Annotated in this window: 15 protein-coding genes and 1 pseudogene; 2 read left to right on the forward strand and 14 right to left on the reverse strand. The window is 70.1% G+C overall.

What is annotated here, in order from left to right; translation table 11 throughout:
- Positions 1-4 precede the first annotated feature (4 nt).
- From ACZ6NZ_RS02620 to paaA, 14 genes and pseudogenes are all read right to left on the reverse strand, one after another.
- Positions 5-1330 (reverse strand): NADH-quinone oxidoreductase subunit D, encoded by a 1326-nt coding sequence (locus ACZ6NZ_RS02620; protein WP_357196569.1) that lies wholly within the window; start codon positions 1328-1330, stop codon positions 5-7.
- Complete coding sequence (locus ACZ6NZ_RS02625; protein WP_465855143.1) at positions 1327-2064, reverse strand: NADH-quinone oxidoreductase subunit C; 738 nt, start codon at positions 2062-2064, stop codon at positions 1327-1329. Before ACZ6NZ_RS02625 ends, ACZ6NZ_RS02620 begins: the two co-directional genes overlap by 4 nt.
- Complete coding sequence (locus ACZ6NZ_RS02630) at positions 2061-2738, reverse strand: NuoB/complex I 20 kDa subunit family protein (protein WP_124821345.1); 678 nt, start codon at positions 2736-2738, stop codon at positions 2061-2063. Before ACZ6NZ_RS02630 ends, ACZ6NZ_RS02625 begins: the two co-directional genes overlap by 4 nt.
- A gap of 14 nt (positions 2739-2752) precedes the next feature.
- Entirely contained in the window at positions 2753-3118 is a 366-nt protein-coding gene (locus ACZ6NZ_RS02635) for an NADH-quinone oxidoreductase subunit A (RefSeq protein ID WP_007454588.1), read from the reverse strand.
- Positions 3119-3253: 135 nt separating this feature from the next.
- On the reverse strand, positions 3254-4531 hold the full coding sequence (locus tag ACZ6NZ_RS02640) for a geranylgeranyl reductase family protein (RefSeq protein WP_465855146.1): 1278 nt from the start codon (positions 4529-4531) through the stop codon (positions 3254-3256).
- 139 nt (positions 4532-4670) lie between these two features.
- Positions 4671-4895 (reverse strand): hypothetical protein, encoded by a 225-nt coding sequence (locus ACZ6NZ_RS02645; protein WP_366605824.1) that lies wholly within the window; start codon positions 4893-4895, stop codon positions 4671-4673.
- Between the two features lie 84 nt (positions 4896-4979).
- Positions 4980-5690, reverse strand: coding sequence for a demethylmenaquinone methyltransferase (locus ACZ6NZ_RS02650; protein WP_196920656.1), 711 nt, complete (start codon positions 5688-5690; stop codon positions 4980-4982).
- A gap of 785 nt (positions 5691-6475) precedes the next feature.
- Positions 6476-7543: pseudogene (locus ACZ6NZ_RS02655) on the reverse strand (cell wall anchor protein); the annotation flags it as partial.
- A 374-nt stretch (positions 7544-7917) separates the two neighbouring features.
- Positions 7918-9108 (reverse strand): cyclic dehypoxanthinyl futalosine synthase, encoded by a 1191-nt coding sequence (gene mqnC, locus ACZ6NZ_RS02660; protein ID WP_357231653.1) that lies wholly within the window; start codon positions 9106-9108, stop codon positions 7918-7920.
- A gap of 157 nt (positions 9109-9265) precedes the next feature.
- Positions 9266-10375, reverse strand: coding sequence for a 1,2-phenylacetyl-CoA epoxidase subunit PaaE (gene paaE / locus ACZ6NZ_RS02665; protein WP_465855149.1), 1110 nt, complete (start codon positions 10373-10375; stop codon positions 9266-9268).
- Positions 10372-10893, reverse strand: a complete 522-nt coding sequence (paaD, locus tag ACZ6NZ_RS02670) for a 1,2-phenylacetyl-CoA epoxidase subunit PaaD (RefSeq protein WP_465855151.1) — start codon at positions 10891-10893, stop codon at positions 10372-10374. Before paaD ends, paaE begins: the two co-directional genes overlap by 4 nt.
- The gene (gene paaC, locus ACZ6NZ_RS02675; RefSeq protein WP_465855153.1) at positions 10890-11615 is read right to left on the reverse strand and encodes a 1,2-phenylacetyl-CoA epoxidase subunit PaaC; all 726 of its coding nucleotides are present in this window, start codon (positions 11613-11615) and stop codon (positions 10890-10892) included. The genes paaD and paaC overlap by 4 nt, the downstream gene beginning before the upstream one ends.
- 76 nt (positions 11616-11691) lie before the next feature.
- Complete coding sequence (gene paaB / locus ACZ6NZ_RS02680; RefSeq protein ID WP_465855155.1) at positions 11692-12012, reverse strand: 1,2-phenylacetyl-CoA epoxidase subunit PaaB; 321 nt, start codon at positions 12010-12012, stop codon at positions 11692-11694.
- The gene (paaA, locus tag ACZ6NZ_RS02685) at positions 12009-13085 is read right to left on the reverse strand and encodes a 1,2-phenylacetyl-CoA epoxidase subunit PaaA (protein WP_366605831.1); all 1077 of its coding nucleotides are present in this window, start codon (positions 13083-13085) and stop codon (positions 12009-12011) included. Before paaA ends, paaB begins: the two co-directional genes overlap by 4 nt.
- A 371-nt stretch (positions 13086-13456) precedes the next feature.
- Here paaA and ACZ6NZ_RS02690 point away from each other — a divergent pair, with 371 nt between their 5' ends.
- Positions 13457-14446: a serine hydrolase gene (locus ACZ6NZ_RS02690; protein ID WP_366605833.1), complete on the forward strand. Its 990-nt coding sequence runs from the start codon at positions 13457-13459 to the stop codon at positions 14444-14446.
- Positions 14446-15408, forward strand: a complete 963-nt coding sequence (locus ACZ6NZ_RS02695; protein WP_366605835.1) for a serine hydrolase — start codon at positions 14446-14448, stop codon at positions 15406-15408. The genes ACZ6NZ_RS02690 and ACZ6NZ_RS02695 overlap by 1 nt, the downstream gene beginning before the upstream one ends.
- Positions 15409-15494 lie beyond the last annotated feature (86 nt).

The following is a 15494-nucleotide window of genomic DNA, read 5'->3' on the forward strand; positions in this document are numbered from 1 at the left end:
GCGCTCACCTGTCACACCCGCCCATGACCGGGTCCAACGAGGCGCCGCCGGCGATCACGTCGGCGATCAGACCACCCTCGGCCATCGCCGGGAGGGCCTGGAGGTTGACGAAGCTGGGCTCCCGGTAGTGCACCCGGTAGGGCCGGGTGCCGCCGTCGGAGACCGCGTGCACGCCCAGCTCGCCGCGGGGCGCCTCGATGGCGACGTACACCTGGCCGGGCGGGACCCGGAAGCCCTCGGTCACCAGCTTGAAGTGGTGGATCAGCGACTCCATCGACTGACCCATGATCTTCGCGACGTGCTCCAGCGAGTTGCCCATGCCGTCCACGCCGATGGCGAGCTGCGCCGGCCAGGCGATCTTGCGGTCGGCGACCATCACCGGGCCGGGACGGAGCCGGTCCAGCGCCTGCTCGACCAGCTTCATCGACTCCCGGATCTCGGCGAGCCGGACCTGGTAGCGACCCCACACGTCACCGTCGGGGTGGGTCGGCACGTCGAACTCGTACGTCTCGTAGCCGCAGTACGGCATGGTCTTGCGCAGGTCCCAGGCGAGGCCGGCGGAGCGCAGCACCGGGCCGGTGATGCCGAGCGCCACGCAGCCGGTGACGTCCAGCACCGCGACGCCCTTCGTCCGCTCGGTCCAGATCGGCTGGCCGGAGAGGAGGTCCTCGTACTCCTTGAGCTTCTTCGGCATCATCTTGAGGAACTCGCGGATCTTGACGATCGCCTCGTCCGGCACGTCCTGCGCCACACCGCCCGGCCGCACGTACGCGTGGTTCATCCGCAGACCGGTGATGGTCTCGAAGATGTCGAGGATGTACTCCCGCTCGCGGAAGCCGTACAACATGATCGAGATCGCGCCCAGCTCCATGCCGGTGGTGGCCAGCCAGACCAGGTGCGACGAGATCCGGTTGAGCTCCATCATCAGCACGCGGATCGTGGTGGCCCGCTCGGTGATGTCGTCGGTGATGCCGAGCAGCTTCTCGACCGCGAGGGCGTACGCCGTCTCGTTGAAGATCGGGGCGAGGTAGTCCATCCGGGTCACGAACGTCGAACCCTGGACCCAGTTGCGGTATTCGAGGTTCTTCTCGATGCCGGTGTGCAGGTAGCCGATGACCGAGCGGGCCTCGCGGACCGTCTCGCCCTCCAGCTCCAGGATCAGTCGCAGCACCCCGTGCGTGGACGGGTGCTGCGGACCCATGTTGACGACGATCCGCTCGTCGTTGATCGGGTCGGTGCCCGAGACGATGGTGTCCCAGTCCCCACCGGTGACGGTGAAGACCCGACCCTCGTCGGTCTCGCGCTCGCTGGCGTAGTTCGACGTCGTCACTGGTACGACCTCCGCTCGCTCGGCGGCTGGATCTCCGCGCCCTTGTACTCGACGGGGACGCCGCCGAGCGGGTAGTCCTTACGCTGCGGGTGGCCCTCCCAGTCGTCCGGCATGAGGATCCGGGTCAGGTTGGGGTGGCCGTCGAAGACGATGCCGAACATGTCGTACGCCTCGCGCTCCTGCCAGTCCGCCGTCGGGTAGACGGCGGTCACGCTGGGCAGGTGCGGGGCCTCGACGGAGACCGCGGCCTCCAGCCGGACCTGCCGCCGGTACGTCATCGAGGTGAGCAAGTAGACCACGTGCAGCCGACGCTCGTCGGCGCCCAGGTAGTCCACGCCGGACACCGAGGAGCACAGCTCGAAGCGCAGCGCCAGGTCGTCCCGCATCGCCTGGCACACCTCGGCGATCCGCTCCGGGCGGACGTGCAGGGTCAGCTCACCCCGGTCGACGACCACCTTCTCGATGGCGTCGTTGAAGGCGGGGTACGCCTCCTCCAGCGCGTCGCGGACCTCGTCGAAGTAGCCCCCGTACGGCCGGGACGCCTCTTCGATGGGCTGGCGCTGGCGGACCAGGCCGCCGTAGCCGGACACGTCGCCGGTGCCCTGGTTGCCGAACATGCCGCGCCCCGCCGGGCTGGCCGGCGGGTACTCCGCCGGGGCGGTGCTGCTGGCGCCGACCGGGGTGACCGGCACCGGCACCCCGCCGTCGTTTGGCTTGTCGGTGGGTGACGTCATTTCGGGCCTGCCTGCGGGTGGAGGTGGTTCTGAGCGTTCATCCAGTTCTCGATGCGCAGCTGCTCCTCGCGGCCCTCGCGGACCGCCCGGGTCCACTCGGCACGCCGGGCCTTGTCGCTGCGGTACGAGGAGGGCATCGAGCCGTAGGGGACGATCGGAACGTCGCCGCGCTCCTGGCGGGCCGCCAGCATCTTGCGGCCGTTCGGGCCCAGCGGCTCATACATGATCTTCTCGCGCAGCTTGAGGATCGCGTCGATGAGCATCTCCGGCCGGGGCGGGCAGCCGGGCAGGTACATGTCGACCGGCACCACGTGGTCGACGCCCTGCACGATCGCGTAGTTGTTGAACATGCCGCCGCTGCTGGCGCAGACGCCCATCGACAGCACCCAGCGCGGCTCGGCCATCTGGTCGTAGATCTGGCGCAGCACCGGGGCCATCTTCTGACTCACCCGGCCGGCCACGATCATCAGGTCGGCCTGCCGGGGCGACGCCCGGAAGACCTCCATGCCCCAGCGGCCCATGTCGTAGTGCGGACCACCGGCGGCCATCATCTCGATGGCGCAGCAGGCCAGGCCGAAGGTGGCGCCCCACACGGACGACTTCCGGGACCAGTTGACCAGCTTCTCCACCGAGGTGAGCAGGACGCCGGCGGGAAGCTTCTCCTCGATGCCCATCTGACGTTCCTTCCTCAGTCCCAGTCCAGGCCGCCGCGCCGCCACACGTAGGCGTACGCAACGAAGACCGCGACGATGAACAGGACCATCTCCACGAAGCCGAAGATCGGCAGAGCGTCGAACGAGACCGCCCAGGGGTAGAGGAAGATGATCTCGATGTCGAAGACGATGAAGAGCATCGCCGTCAGGTAGAACTTGATCGGGAACCGCCCGCCGCCGACCGGCTGCGGGCTGGGCTCGATGCCGCACTCGTAAGCCTCGAGTTTGGCCTTGTTGTAGCGACGGGGACCGGCGAAGCGGGCGGCGCCGACGGAAAACAGCGAGAACGCCGCGGCGAGGGCGAACAGCCCGATGATCGGTGCGTAAGGCGAGAGCGACATCGTTTTCTCCTGCTCGTCCTTCCCTGCCCTCGGTGCTTGACGAAAATCACACTATTCACGTCCCTCGCCGTGGCAGTCGGCGGGGGTCGATCTTTGTCGGCATCGGCGGCGTGACCAGCGCCGATGCCGTCCTACTCAGACAGCTGGGGCGGCCTTCGTCATCGCGTTGATGACCCGATCCATCGCGTCCCCGCCGCGCGGGTCGGTCAGGTTGGCCAAAAGCTTGAGTACGAAACGCATCAGCGTCGGGTGCGGCATGCCGTGTTTGGTGGCGATCCGCATGATCTCGGGGCGGCCGATCAGTTTCACGAAGATGCCGCCCAACCGGTAGTAGCCGCCGAGCCGGGCCTTCAACTCGTTCGGGTACGCCAGCAGCGCACGCTCGCGTTCCGGGCCGGCGGGCCGGGCGAGCGCCTGGACCACGACCTCCGCGGCCAGCTCGCCGGACTCCATCGCGTACGCGATGCCCTCGCCGTTGAACGGGTTGACCATGCCGCCCGAGTCGCCGACCAGCAGCACTCCGCGGGTGTAGTGGGGCACCCGGTTGAAGCCCATCGGCAGCGCGGCACCGAGGATCGGGCCCTCGGCGTTGGTCTCGTCGGTCATTCCCCAGTCCTCGGGGGTGTTGGCGAGCCAGTCGGTGAGCAGCCGGCGGTAGTTGGTCTTGCCGAACGCCGAGGACGAGTTGAGCACGCCGAGCCCGACGTTGACCCGCCCGTCACCGAGGCCGAAGATCCAGCCGTACCCGGGCAGCAGGTTGTCGCCGCTGTCCTTGCTGCGCAGCTCCAGCCAGGACTCCAGGTAGTTGTCCTCGTGCTTGGCCGGCGAGCGGTAGTAGCGGCGGACGGCGACCCCGATCGGCCGGTCCTCCCGCTTGGCCAGCCCGAGCGCCAGCGGGAACCGGCCGGAGACGCCGTCCGCCGCGACGACCAGCGGGGCGTGGAAGGTGGTGGGCTCCTTGCCCGGCCCGACCTCCGCCTCGACGCCGGTGACGCGGCCGTCGCCGTCGAGCACCGGGCCCAGCACGTTGACGCTGGTCCGAAGTTTCGCGCCGGCAGCCACCGCCCGCTGGGCGAGCAGGTCGTCGAAGTCCAGGCGCGTGCGCACCAGACCGTAGTTGGGGAAGCTGGCCAGCTCCGGCCAGTCCAGTTCGAGGCGTACCCCACCGCCGATGACCCGCAGGCCGCGGTTGTGCAGCCAGCCCGCCTCGGGCGAGGTGTCCACACCCATCCGGATGAGCTGGCGCACCGCGCGCGGCGTCAACCCGTCGCCGCAGACCTTCTCCCGGGGGAACTCGGTCTTCTCCAACAGCAGCACCCGTACGCCGTGCCGGGCCAGGTGGTACGCAGTCGCTGATCCACCGGGACCGGCGCCCACGACAATGACGTCGGCGTCATGCTCCACCGCGGTCATCCGCGCCTCCTCCCGCACGCTCGTGAAATGCTTCACAAGCCAGACGGGACGAGTGTATGACCGGCGTCATACCAGCGCAGGATCAGGGGTACCTAACTCGCCGATGTGACAGCTCTCGACCGTCCACAGCGGTCAGGTGTCAGGCCGTGCTGGAGGCGTCCAGGCCCGCATCGACCCGAATTGTCTCCGGCAGATGCTCGCGGAGCGCCCCACCCGCCGCTCGGTCCAGCGCCGCCAACACCTCGGCGACCACCTGCCGGACCTCCACCGGGTCGGCCCCGGCCAACTCGCGCAACTGAGAGATGAGTTCGGCCGCGTCGTCATCGGTCGCGGCCACCGGGTCCGCCGGGTCTGCTCCGGTCATGCGATCGAGCGTACCGGGCAAAGTGGACCAAGTCCGATATTCACGGAACCTGAATAATGTCCGTGCCGGCTGGTGCGGTGCCCGCTACTCGCGGATCCCCCGGTGCAGGGCCACCACGCCACCGGTCAGGTTGCGCCACGCCACGCGCCCCCACCCGGCCGCGGCGACCCGGCCGGCCAGCGCGGACTGCGCCGGCCAGGCCCGGACCGACTCGGCGAGATAGACGTACGCCTCGGGGTTGCTCGACACCGTGCGGGCCACCGCCGGCAGCGACCGCATCAGGTACGACAGGTAGACCGTCCGGAAGACCGGGTTGACCGGGGTGCTGAACTCGCAGACCACCAGCCGGCCGCCCGGCCGGGTCACCCGGGCCAGCTCACGCAGCGCCGCGTCGGTGTCGTTGACGTTGCGCAACGCGAAGGAGATGGTCACCGCGTCGAAGCTGGCGTCGGCGAACGGCAGCCGCAGCGCGTCTCCCGCCAGCAGCGGCACCTCGGGCCGGGCCCGCTTGCCGGTGTGCAACATGCCCAGTGACAGGTCGACCCCGACCGCGTACGCCCCGGACTGGGCCAGCTCCCGCGTCGAGACGCCGGTGCCCGCGCCCACGTCCAGCACCCGCTCGCCCGGTCGCAGCCCGAGCGCCGCCCGGGTGGCCCGCCGCCAGGAGCGATCCTGGCCCAGCGAGATCACCGTGTTGGTCAGGTCGTAACGCTCGGCCACGCCGTCGAACATCGCGGCGACCTCGTGCGGCTGCTTGTCCAGACTGGCGCGCTGGCCCTGCGGGGTACGGCTCACCCCCTCACTCTGCCAGCCGCCCGCCAACCGACGTTCGCTGGGTGGGCGGCCGGCAGCCCGTACGCGTGCGGGCGGGGTGGTCGCCCACCCCGCCCGCACGTCGTACCCGCGTCCGTGACACCTCGGTCAGAACGCCCGGCGCCATCGCACCCGTCGCGGTCGCGCCGCTGGTCAGGACACCGGTGTCAGTCGGTCGACTTCTCGTCCGTCGGCGAGACCAGAACCACCTTGCGGCGCCGGGTGAGCACCAGCAGCGCCCCACCCACCAGCAGGATGATCACGCCGATGCCGCCGATCAGGCCGACCTGCACACCGGTCACCGGCAGGCCGCCACCGCCCGAGCCACCACCGGTGGAACCATCACCGGCACCCGGCGAGACGGTCGTGCCCGGCGTCGTCGTACCGCCGGGGACCGGCGTCGGAGTGGCCGTCGCGGTCGGAGTGACCGTCGGCGTCTCGGTCGGGGTCGGGGTCGGCGTAACGGTCGGCGTCTTCGTCGGCGTGACCGTCGGCTGCGGCGTCTCGGTCGGGGTGACGGTCGGCGTCGGCGTCGGCGTCTCCGTTGGCGTCGGGGTCGGCGTCTCGGTCGGAGTGACCGTCGGCGTCGGGGTCGGCGTCTCCGTTGGCGTCGGCGTCTCCGTCGGCGTCGGGGTCGGGGTCGGCGTCTCCGTCGGCGTCGGCGTCGGGGTCGGCGTCTCGGTCGGAGTGACCGTCGGCGTCGGGGTTGGCGTCTCCGTCGGGGTTGGCGTCTCCGTCGGGGTGACCGTCGGCGACGGGGTCTCCGTCGGGGTGACCGTCGGCGACGGGGTCGGGGTGACCGTCGGCGTCGGGGTGGCCGTCGGCGTCGGGGTGGCCGTCGGCGTCGGGTCGACGGTCTGGTCGACGAAGACGTCGAAGATCGCCTGGTTGTCGCCCTCGTCGATCTCGGTGAAGGCCTTCCGCTGGGCGGTGCTGGCCCGTCGTGGCTGCTCCTCGGGCTTGCCCGCTGCCGCGTCGAGGCCGTGCGCCACCAGCTCGCCGACCCGCAGCACGGGCTCGGTGACGTCCTTGCCGACAGTCACCTTGATGTCCGCGGTGTAGTAGTCACCGGGGCGGATCACCGCGCCGTCGTCCTGGCAGAGCGCCTGAGCGACGCCGAACGTCTGCCTGGTGCACGTGTCGGGCAGGGTGTCGAAGGTGACGCCCGCCGGCAGGGTCAGCACGTAGGCGAGACCGGTGGCCTTGCGGCTGCCGTCGTTGTAGACCGCCCAGTCGACCGGCACCGTCTCGCCCGGCCGCACCGGCCGAAGGTCGGGGTCGTCACCGTTGACGCCGTTCAGCACCACGTTGGCGTTGACGTCCTGCACCCAACTGGTCAGGTCGTACCCGGGCTCGGTGACGGTGATGTCGTGCTCGACCTTGTTGTCTTCCTTGTTGGGGTCCTCGGTGGCCGAGCGGATGGTGACCACCAGGGTGCCGGCGGCGCCCTTGCCGCCGGTGGAGAAGATCGGGATTCCGAAGTCCTCGCTGGTGCCGGCGGGCAGGTCGCCGAGGCGGCAGGTGAACTTCTTGCCGTTCACCCGGCAGCCGTCGGGCACCACGACCCGGACCTTGTTCGTCTTCAGCTTGCTGGTGTCCACCGTGTAACTGACACCCTTGGCGTCTTCCTCGCTGCGGGTGTTGTCGACGGAGAACTTGAACGGCTTGCTCTTGGCCTCCGTGACGCCCTTGGCCAGGTTGTAGCTGAGCGGCACCAGGGCCAGATCGGCCTGCTCGGCCGCCAGCACTGGGGCGGCCACGGCGGCGATGCCGCCGGCCGCGAGCAGCGCCACGACACTGGCGCGCACCAGCGTCGAGCGGTGGAACGCTGTCATCAGTCCCCCGGGGGTAGGGAAGAAAGAATGGTTGCGGAACGAGCGGACGCTATCGGAGGCCGATCTTCCACGCCAGCAGGCGGAGGGGTTTTCATCCGTCCGGCCCGAGCTGCGCAGACAGTACGGGCGGAATGGTCACCCATCCCGCCCGTACTGCCGTGCGTTATATGAACGACCCGCAGCGGGCCGATGGAGGACAGCCTCTTCCGTCGACCGTGGCGACGAATATGAGCCGGGACGCTAGCCGCCGACGATCACCTCCACCAGCCCCGCACCGGAGAGGCTGACGCTGCGGCGGCGGGGACCACCCGTACCGCCGGGGTGATCCGGCGGGAGCATGAGCGTCGATCAGCCGAACGGCCGGGGGTCGACCGTCAGCTGACGTCCACCAGCGGCAGGGATCGGCCCGCGCCGCCGCCGGGCAGCGCGATCGAGGAGAAGTGCGAGACCACCCGCTCGTCGGTCGGGTCGTCGGCCGGCGTGTGGTGCACGGCGAGCCGGTTGTAGAGGGTGTCGCGCTGCGCGGGGATCCGGTCCGCCGAGCGGATCATGCCGATCAGCTCGTGCAGGTTGGAGCGGTGCCGGGCACCGGCGGAGGAGATGACGTTCTCCTCCAGCATGATCGACCCGAGGTCGTCCACGCCCATGTGCAGCGAAAGCTGCCCGACGTCCTTGCCGGTGGTCAACCAGGACGCCTGCAGGTGCGGCACGGTCTCGAAGAAGAGCCGGGCCACCGCGACCAGCCGCAGGTATTCCAGGGTGGTCGCCTGGGTGCGGCCCTTCAGGTGGTTGTTCTCCGGCTGGTACGTCCACGGGATGAACGACCGGAAACCGCCGGTGCGGTCCTGCACGTCGCGGATCATCCGCAGGTGCTCGATCCGCTCGGCGTGCGTCTCGCCGGTGCCCATCATCATGGTGGCGGTCGACTCGATGCCCTGCCGGTGGGCCAGCTCCATGACCTCCAGCCAGCGCTCGCCCGACTCCTTGAGGGGGGCGATCGCCTTGCGGGGCCGCTCGGGCAGCATCTCCGCGCCGGCGCCGGCGATCGAGTCCAGGCCGGCGGTCTTGATCCGGGCGATGGCCTCGTCCAGGCTCACCCCGGACACCTTGGCCATGTGCAGGATCTCGCTCGGGCCGATCGAGTGGATGACCAGCTGCGGGTAGGCCTGCTTGACCGAGGAGAACAGCTCCTCGTAGTACTCCACGCCGTAGTCCGGGTGGTGCCCGCCCTGGAGCATCACCTGGGTGGCGCCCAGCTCGACCGCCTCGCCGCAGCGGCGCAGGATCTCCTCGGTCGGGTGGGTCCAGCCCTCGGAGTGCTTGGGCGCCCGGTAGAACGCGCAGAACTTGCACGCCGTCACGCAGACGTTCGTGTAGTTGATGTTGCGGTCGATCAGGTAGGTGACGACGTTGTCCGGGTAGCGCCGCCGGCGCACCGCGTCCGCCGCCTCGCCCAACGCGTGGAAGGGCGCCTCGGTGTAGAGCAGCAGCGCCTCCTCGGGCGTGATCCGCCCGCCGTCCGCGCCGCGCTGCAGGATGTCGTCGATCTCCCGGCTCACCGTCACACCCCGAGCCTACGTCGCCGGTTCGGCGGCCGACGCGCCCCTCCGTCGCCGGTGACGAGCACCCTAGTACGACGACCGGCGTGTCCCGCCGAGATCTTGGACAGTTTCCGTTTCGGCGTGACGGAAAGTGTCCAAGATCTGCGGTACGGATGCTCGATCAGGCGTCGTAGTCGACAGTGAGCTTGTCGGTGGTCGGGCTGGACTGGCAGGTGAGCACGTAGCCGGCGGCCAGCTCGTCGGGCTCCAGCGCGTAGTTGCGGGCCATCGTGACCGCGCCGTCGACGACCTTCGCCTTGCAGGTCGAGCAGACGCCACCCTTGCAGGCGTACGGCAGCTCACCCCGCACCTTCAGCGCGGCGTCCAGCACCCGCTCCTCGCGACCCATGGTGAAGCTCGACGACCGGCCGTCCAGCACGATCGTCACCTCCGCCCCGCCGCCGGCCTGGTCGGCCGGTCGGCGCACCGGCTCCGGTGGCGTGTCGACATGGAACAGCTCGGTGTGCACCGCCGACTCGGGCAGCCCTCGACCGGTCAGCACGTCCCGGACGTCGACCACCATGCCGTACGGGCCGCAGAGGAACCACTCCTCGATCAGGTCGCCCGGCACGATGGTGCCCAGCAACCGGCCCAGCCGCTCGGCGTCGATCCGACCGGAGAGCAGCGGCGACTCGCCCTGTTCCCGGGAGAGGACGTGCACCAGGTGCAGCCGGGTGGGATAGCGGTCCTTCAGGTCGGCCAGTTCCTCGGCGAACATCACGGTGTTCGCCGTGCGGTTGCCGTACACCAGGGTGAAGGTGCTGGCCGGCTCGACGGCCAGGGCGGTCGCGACCAGCCCGAGCACCGGGGTGATGCCGGAGCCGGCGACGACCGCGCCGTAGTGCCGCGCCCGGTCCGGCGCGAACGCCGTGGTGAAGGTGCCCAGCGGCGGCAGCACCTCCACGGTGTCGCCACCGCGCAGCGCCCCGCACGCGAACGCCGAGAAGGCGCCGCCGGGGACCTCCCGCACCCCGATCCGCAACCGGCCGTGCCGGGCGAGATCGTCGGGGGTGGAGCAGATCGAGTACGACCGGCGCACGTCCGTGCCGTCCTCCGCGACTCGCCGCACGGTGAGGTGCTGGCCGGCGCGGAACGCGAAGGTTTCCCGCAGTTCCTCGGGTACGGCGAAGGTCACCGCCACGGAGTCGTCGGTGAGCCGGTCGACGGCGGCGACGGACAACGGGTGGAAGACCGGCCGCCGGCGAACCGGGCGGGTGATGGTGACAGTCACAGCGCCTTCAGGTGGTCGAAGGGTTCGGAGCAGGAACGGCACCGCCACAACGCTTTGCACGCTGTGGAACCGAACCGGCTGACCTGCTCGGTCTCCGGTGAACCGCACTGCGGGCAGCGGACCGCGAGCGTCAGCGGCACGACACCGGCGGCGGGCACCGGGGCCGGCGGGGCGATCCCGGCGGCGGCAAGCTTGGCCCGCCCAGCCTCGGAGATCCAGTCGGTGCTCCACGGTGGGCTGTAGACGGTCTGGACCTGCGCGTCCGAGTGGCCGGCGGCGGCGAGCGCGCGGCGGATGTCGGCCCGGATCACGTCCATCGCCGGGCAGCCGGTGTAGGTCGGGGTGATGGTGACGGTCACCCGGCCACTGGCCGGATCCTCCTCGACCGCCCGCAGGATGCCCAGCTCGTCGATGGTGATGACCCGGATCTCCGGGTCCACGACGCTCGCGGCGGCCTCCCGTGCGCTCCCCCTGCCGGTGCGGTCGGCGACTGCCGGGCTCGCGCTCGGCGCGCTCACCACTTCGCTCCGGGGTGGGCGCGGTGCAGCACCTGCATCTCGGCGAGCAGGTAGGCCAGGTGCTCGGTGTGCACACCGGCCCGCCCACCGGCCGGGGCCCAGGAACTGTCCGGCCGGGTGAGCGTCGCCTCGGCCAGCACCGGGCCGACGACCTCGTCGAACGAGGGCCGCAGGGTGGCCGGATCGACCGGGGCCGCCGGGTCCGCGGCGAACAGCTCGTGGGTGTACGGCCACACCTGGTCGACGGCGGCCTGCATCCGACGATGCGACTCCTCGGTGCCGTCACCGAGCCGTTTCACCCACAGCGCGCCGTGGTCCAGGTGGTACGCCGACTCCTTGCGCGCCTTCGCGCCGACGGCGGCCAACCGCTCGTCCGCGCAGCCGGCCAGCGCCCCGTACAACGGCAGTTGGTACGCCGCCAGGAAGAACAGCTTCGCCATCGTCACCGCGAAGTCGTCGTTGGGCAGCTCGACCAGGAGCGCGTTGCGGAACTCGCGGTCGTCGCGCAGGTACGCCAGGGCGTCCTCGTCTCGGCCGGCGCCCTCCAGCTCACCCGCGTACGACAGCAGCAACCGCGCCGCCCCGAGCTGGTCGAGGGCGATGTTCGCCAGCGCGATGTCCTCTTCCATCTCCGGCGCGCGGGTGGTCCACTCGGCCAGCCGCTGAGCCGCGATCAACGCGTCGTCGCCGAGCGAGATGGTGAAGTCGAAGGGCCCGTTCACGCCGTCACCTCGCTTCGCTCGGCGGCGGCGCGAAGCACCCCGCCGCTGAGCTGGCTGGTTCGCTCGCTCCGCTCGCTCACAGGTGCGCCACCCCGTCCGGCACCTCGTAGAAGGTGGGGTGGCGGTAGACCTTGTCGGCGGCCGGGTCGAAGAAGGCGTCCTTCTCGTCCGGGCTGGACGCGGTGATCGCACCGGCCGGCACCACCCAGATCGACACGCCCTCCTGGCGGCGGGTGTAGAGGTCACGGGCGTTGCGCAGGGCGAGCTCGGCGTCGGGCGCGTGCAGGCTGCCGACGTGCGTGTGCGACAGCCCACGCCGGGCCCGCACGAAGACCTCCCACAGAGGCGAATGACTCGTCATGCCGGCTTGTTCGGCTTGCTCGCTACGCTCGCTCACGCGGCCACCGTCTCCTTCTGTCCCGCCCGCTTCGCGGCGTACGCCGCGGCGGCCTCGCGTACCCAGGTGCCGTCGGCGTGCGCGGCCCGGCGGTGGGCCATCCGCTCCCGGTTGCACGGCCCGTCGCCCGAGATCACCTGCATCAGCTCGTCATAATCCGGCTGGGTGTAGTCGTACGCCTGCCGCTCGTCGTTCCAGCGCAGGTCCGCGTCGGGGATGCGCAGCCCGAGGATCTCGGCCTGCTGGACGCACATGTCGACGAAGCGTTGGCGCAGGTCGTCGTTCGAGAAGCGCTTGATCTTCCAGGCCATCGACTGGGCGGAGTGCGTCGAGTCGCCGTCGGGCGGGCCGAACATGGCCAGCGACGGGTACCACCAACGGTCCACCGCGTCCTGGGCCATCGCCTGCTGCGCCGGGGTGCCGTGCGCCAGGGTGTGCAGGATCTCGTAGCCCTGCCGCTGGTGGAACGACTCCTCCTTGCAGACCCGGATCATCGCCCGGGCGTACGGGCCGTAAGAGCAGCGGCAGAGCGGGACCTGGTTGACGATCGCCGCGCCGTCCACCAACCACCCGATGGCCCCGACGTCGGCCCAGCTCAGGGTGGGGTAGTTGAAGATCGAACTGTACTTCTGGCGGCCGTCGAGCAGCAGTTGGACCAGCTCGTCGCGGCTGATGCCGAGGGTCTCGGCGGCGGCGTAGAGGTAGAGGCCGTGGCCCGCCTCGTCCTGCACCTTGGCCAGCAGGATCGCCTTGCGCTTGAGCGACGGCGCCCGGCTGATCCAGTTGCCCTCCGGCTGCATGCCGATGATCTCGGAGTGGGCGTGCTGGGCGATCTGTCGGATCAGCGTCCGCCGGTACGCGTCGGGCATCCAGTCGCGGGGCTCGATCTTCTGCTCGGCGTCGACGACCTCCGCGAAGTACGCCGCCAGGTCCTCGTCCGGCGCGGGTCCGCCGCGCCGCCCGCGCGCCGCCGCTGCGCGCAGCTCGGCCTCGGCGGCCTCGACCTCGCCCAGCAGGCCGCCGGGCGCCTCGTCGGTGGCGCCGTCCGGGGCGGAGAAGTCGTTGCCATACATGAGGCTAAGTGTTACAGCTTGCGCCTCGTTGCACCAGGGGGTGTAACAGGAATCCACCCATCCCATCTGTGAGCGGATGACTGCTTTGCGCCACCTGGGGACCGTGACGGCACCGTGACCTAGGCCACGAAACAAAGGTGAATCACTGCAAAAACCTCATACCGGCCTCATATCCCGCCTTTATCCCAGGTTGCCTAGTGTCGAACCCTGGCGGTCCGCCGGTACGGACGTAGACTTCTGCCGGACAACCAATCGGCTGCCGACATCGACATCTCCACAGAGGCCACCTCCCCCGGCCTCGGCGATCGCACCCGATTCGTCCCGACGACAAGCCGGTCCCCCCGGCCCTGACACCTGGAGTTCACCCACTCATGCGATCTCGCGTGACCCTGGTGCTCGCCATCACGGCGGTCGTGCTCGGCGGCGTCCTACTGGTCCCCACCGCGTACGCCCGGCTCGCCAGCGACGACAGCGGCGGCGGAGGCGGAGGCGGCACGTCGAGCGTCGCCGCGCCCGCGCCCACCCCACCGCCGCCGCCCACCCTGGCCGCCGGCCCGGTGTCGGTGAGCTTCAAGGGTGAGTTCTTCTCGTGGGCCCTGCTGGACCGGAAGACGGGCAAGATCTCCGGGTCGCCGAACATGACCGCGACCAGCTCCACCGAGTCGATGATCAAGGCGTGGATCGTCTCCGACTACCTGCGACAGCTCGGCGACAAGGAGCCGCCCGCATCGTTGAAGGAGGCGGCTCGACTCGCCATCGTCGACAGCAACGACGGAGCGGCCAACAAGGTCCACGCCGCTGCGGGTGGCTCCTACAAGCCCTCGTCGAGCAGCGTCCCCGACGCGGTGATCCAGCGAGCGATCAAGATCTGCGGGCTGACCGACACCAAGCGCGGCAACGTCAAGCCGTACACCGGCTACTGGAGTTTCACCCGGATGTCCCCCCGCGACGCGGCTCGTGTCGGCGACTGCATCGCCGACGGTAAGGCCGCCGGCCCGAAGTGGACCAAGTGGGTGTTGGACCAGATGAGCAAGGTGAAGGGCACCACCGCGGCCAAGGACCAGAGGCCCTCGTCCGGTGGTGGCCGCTGGGGAATCATCGACGGTCTACCCAAGTCGATCACCGCTCAGGGCCCGGTCAGCATGAAGAACGGCTGGACCCCCATCTACGGCGACGGCGACTGGCACGTCAACTGCCTCGCCGTCACCAGCAAGTGGAGCCTCGCGGTGATGCTGCGCTACCCGATCAGGACCGGTCTGGACTACGGCGCGAAGGTCTGCGCCAGTGTGGCCACCCAACTGGTCACCCCGCAGCCGGGTGCCGCGCTCAAGGTGCCGCAGCAGCCGGTCGGAAAGCTCTGATGGCCGGCAACCGTCGAGTCGACCGCCGCAACGGCGGCGAGGCCTCCCCGGTTCGGCTGATCGCCGTCGCGGTCATCCTCATCGGGCTGGTCCTGGTGTCGCTGCGACTGCTGCCCGGGTCGCCGTTCGAGTCGTCCGCCGCGGCCAAGTGGGGCGACGCGGGCTCCGGCACCAGCGACCGCCCCACCGGATCCGGCACCGACCGCAGCGCCCGCCAACCGTCCTCGCCGTCGCCGAAGCCCAGCCCGTCGCTGGAGCCGCTGCCGTTCGTTGCCAAGGACCTCGACCTGAACATCGAGGGCTGGTACTCCTGGAGCGTCCTCGACCGCCGAACCGGAAAGATCATCGGTTCGAAGAACATGGGCGAGACCAGCACGACCGCCTCGATGATCAAGGCCTGGATCGTCGCCGACTACCTGCGTCGCGCAGCCGACGCCGGCCAGACCCCGAGCGACGCGAAGCTCGCCGACGCGACGCGGATCATCCGGGACAGCGACAACACCCGGGCCGAACAGTTCTACAACCAGGTCGACCGGGAAGCGTCGATCAAGCGGCTCATCTCCATGTGCAAACTGACCGACAGCAGCGTCGCCCCCGACGGCGGCTGGAGCCGGACGGCACTTTCTCCCCGGGACACCGCCCGGATGGGCAACTGCATCGCCACCGGCACGGCCGCCGGGCCGAAGTGGACCAAGTGGCTGCTCAACGAGATGAAACTGGTTCGTGGAGCCGGCGACTTCGGGATCCGCAAGGCCTTCCCGGCCTCCGAGCAGAAGAAGATCGCCATCAAGAACGGGTGGATCGACCGGACCAAGGAGCAGGAGATGCACATCAACTGCCTGGCCATCGGTGACACCTGGACGATGGGCGTGATGGTCCAGTACCCGATCAACATGGGCTACGACTACGGCATGAAGAACTGCGAGAAGATCACCGAGGCGCTGCTCCGCCCCGGCACCTGAGCCGGTCAGGCTGACGCCGGCCGCGCCCCGCCCCGGGCCTTCTGACCCGGGGCCTGGTCTCGCAGCTTGGCGCTCTGCCCGGCCTG

It is taken from the genome of Micromonospora sp. NPDC047756, assembly GCF_055587245.1.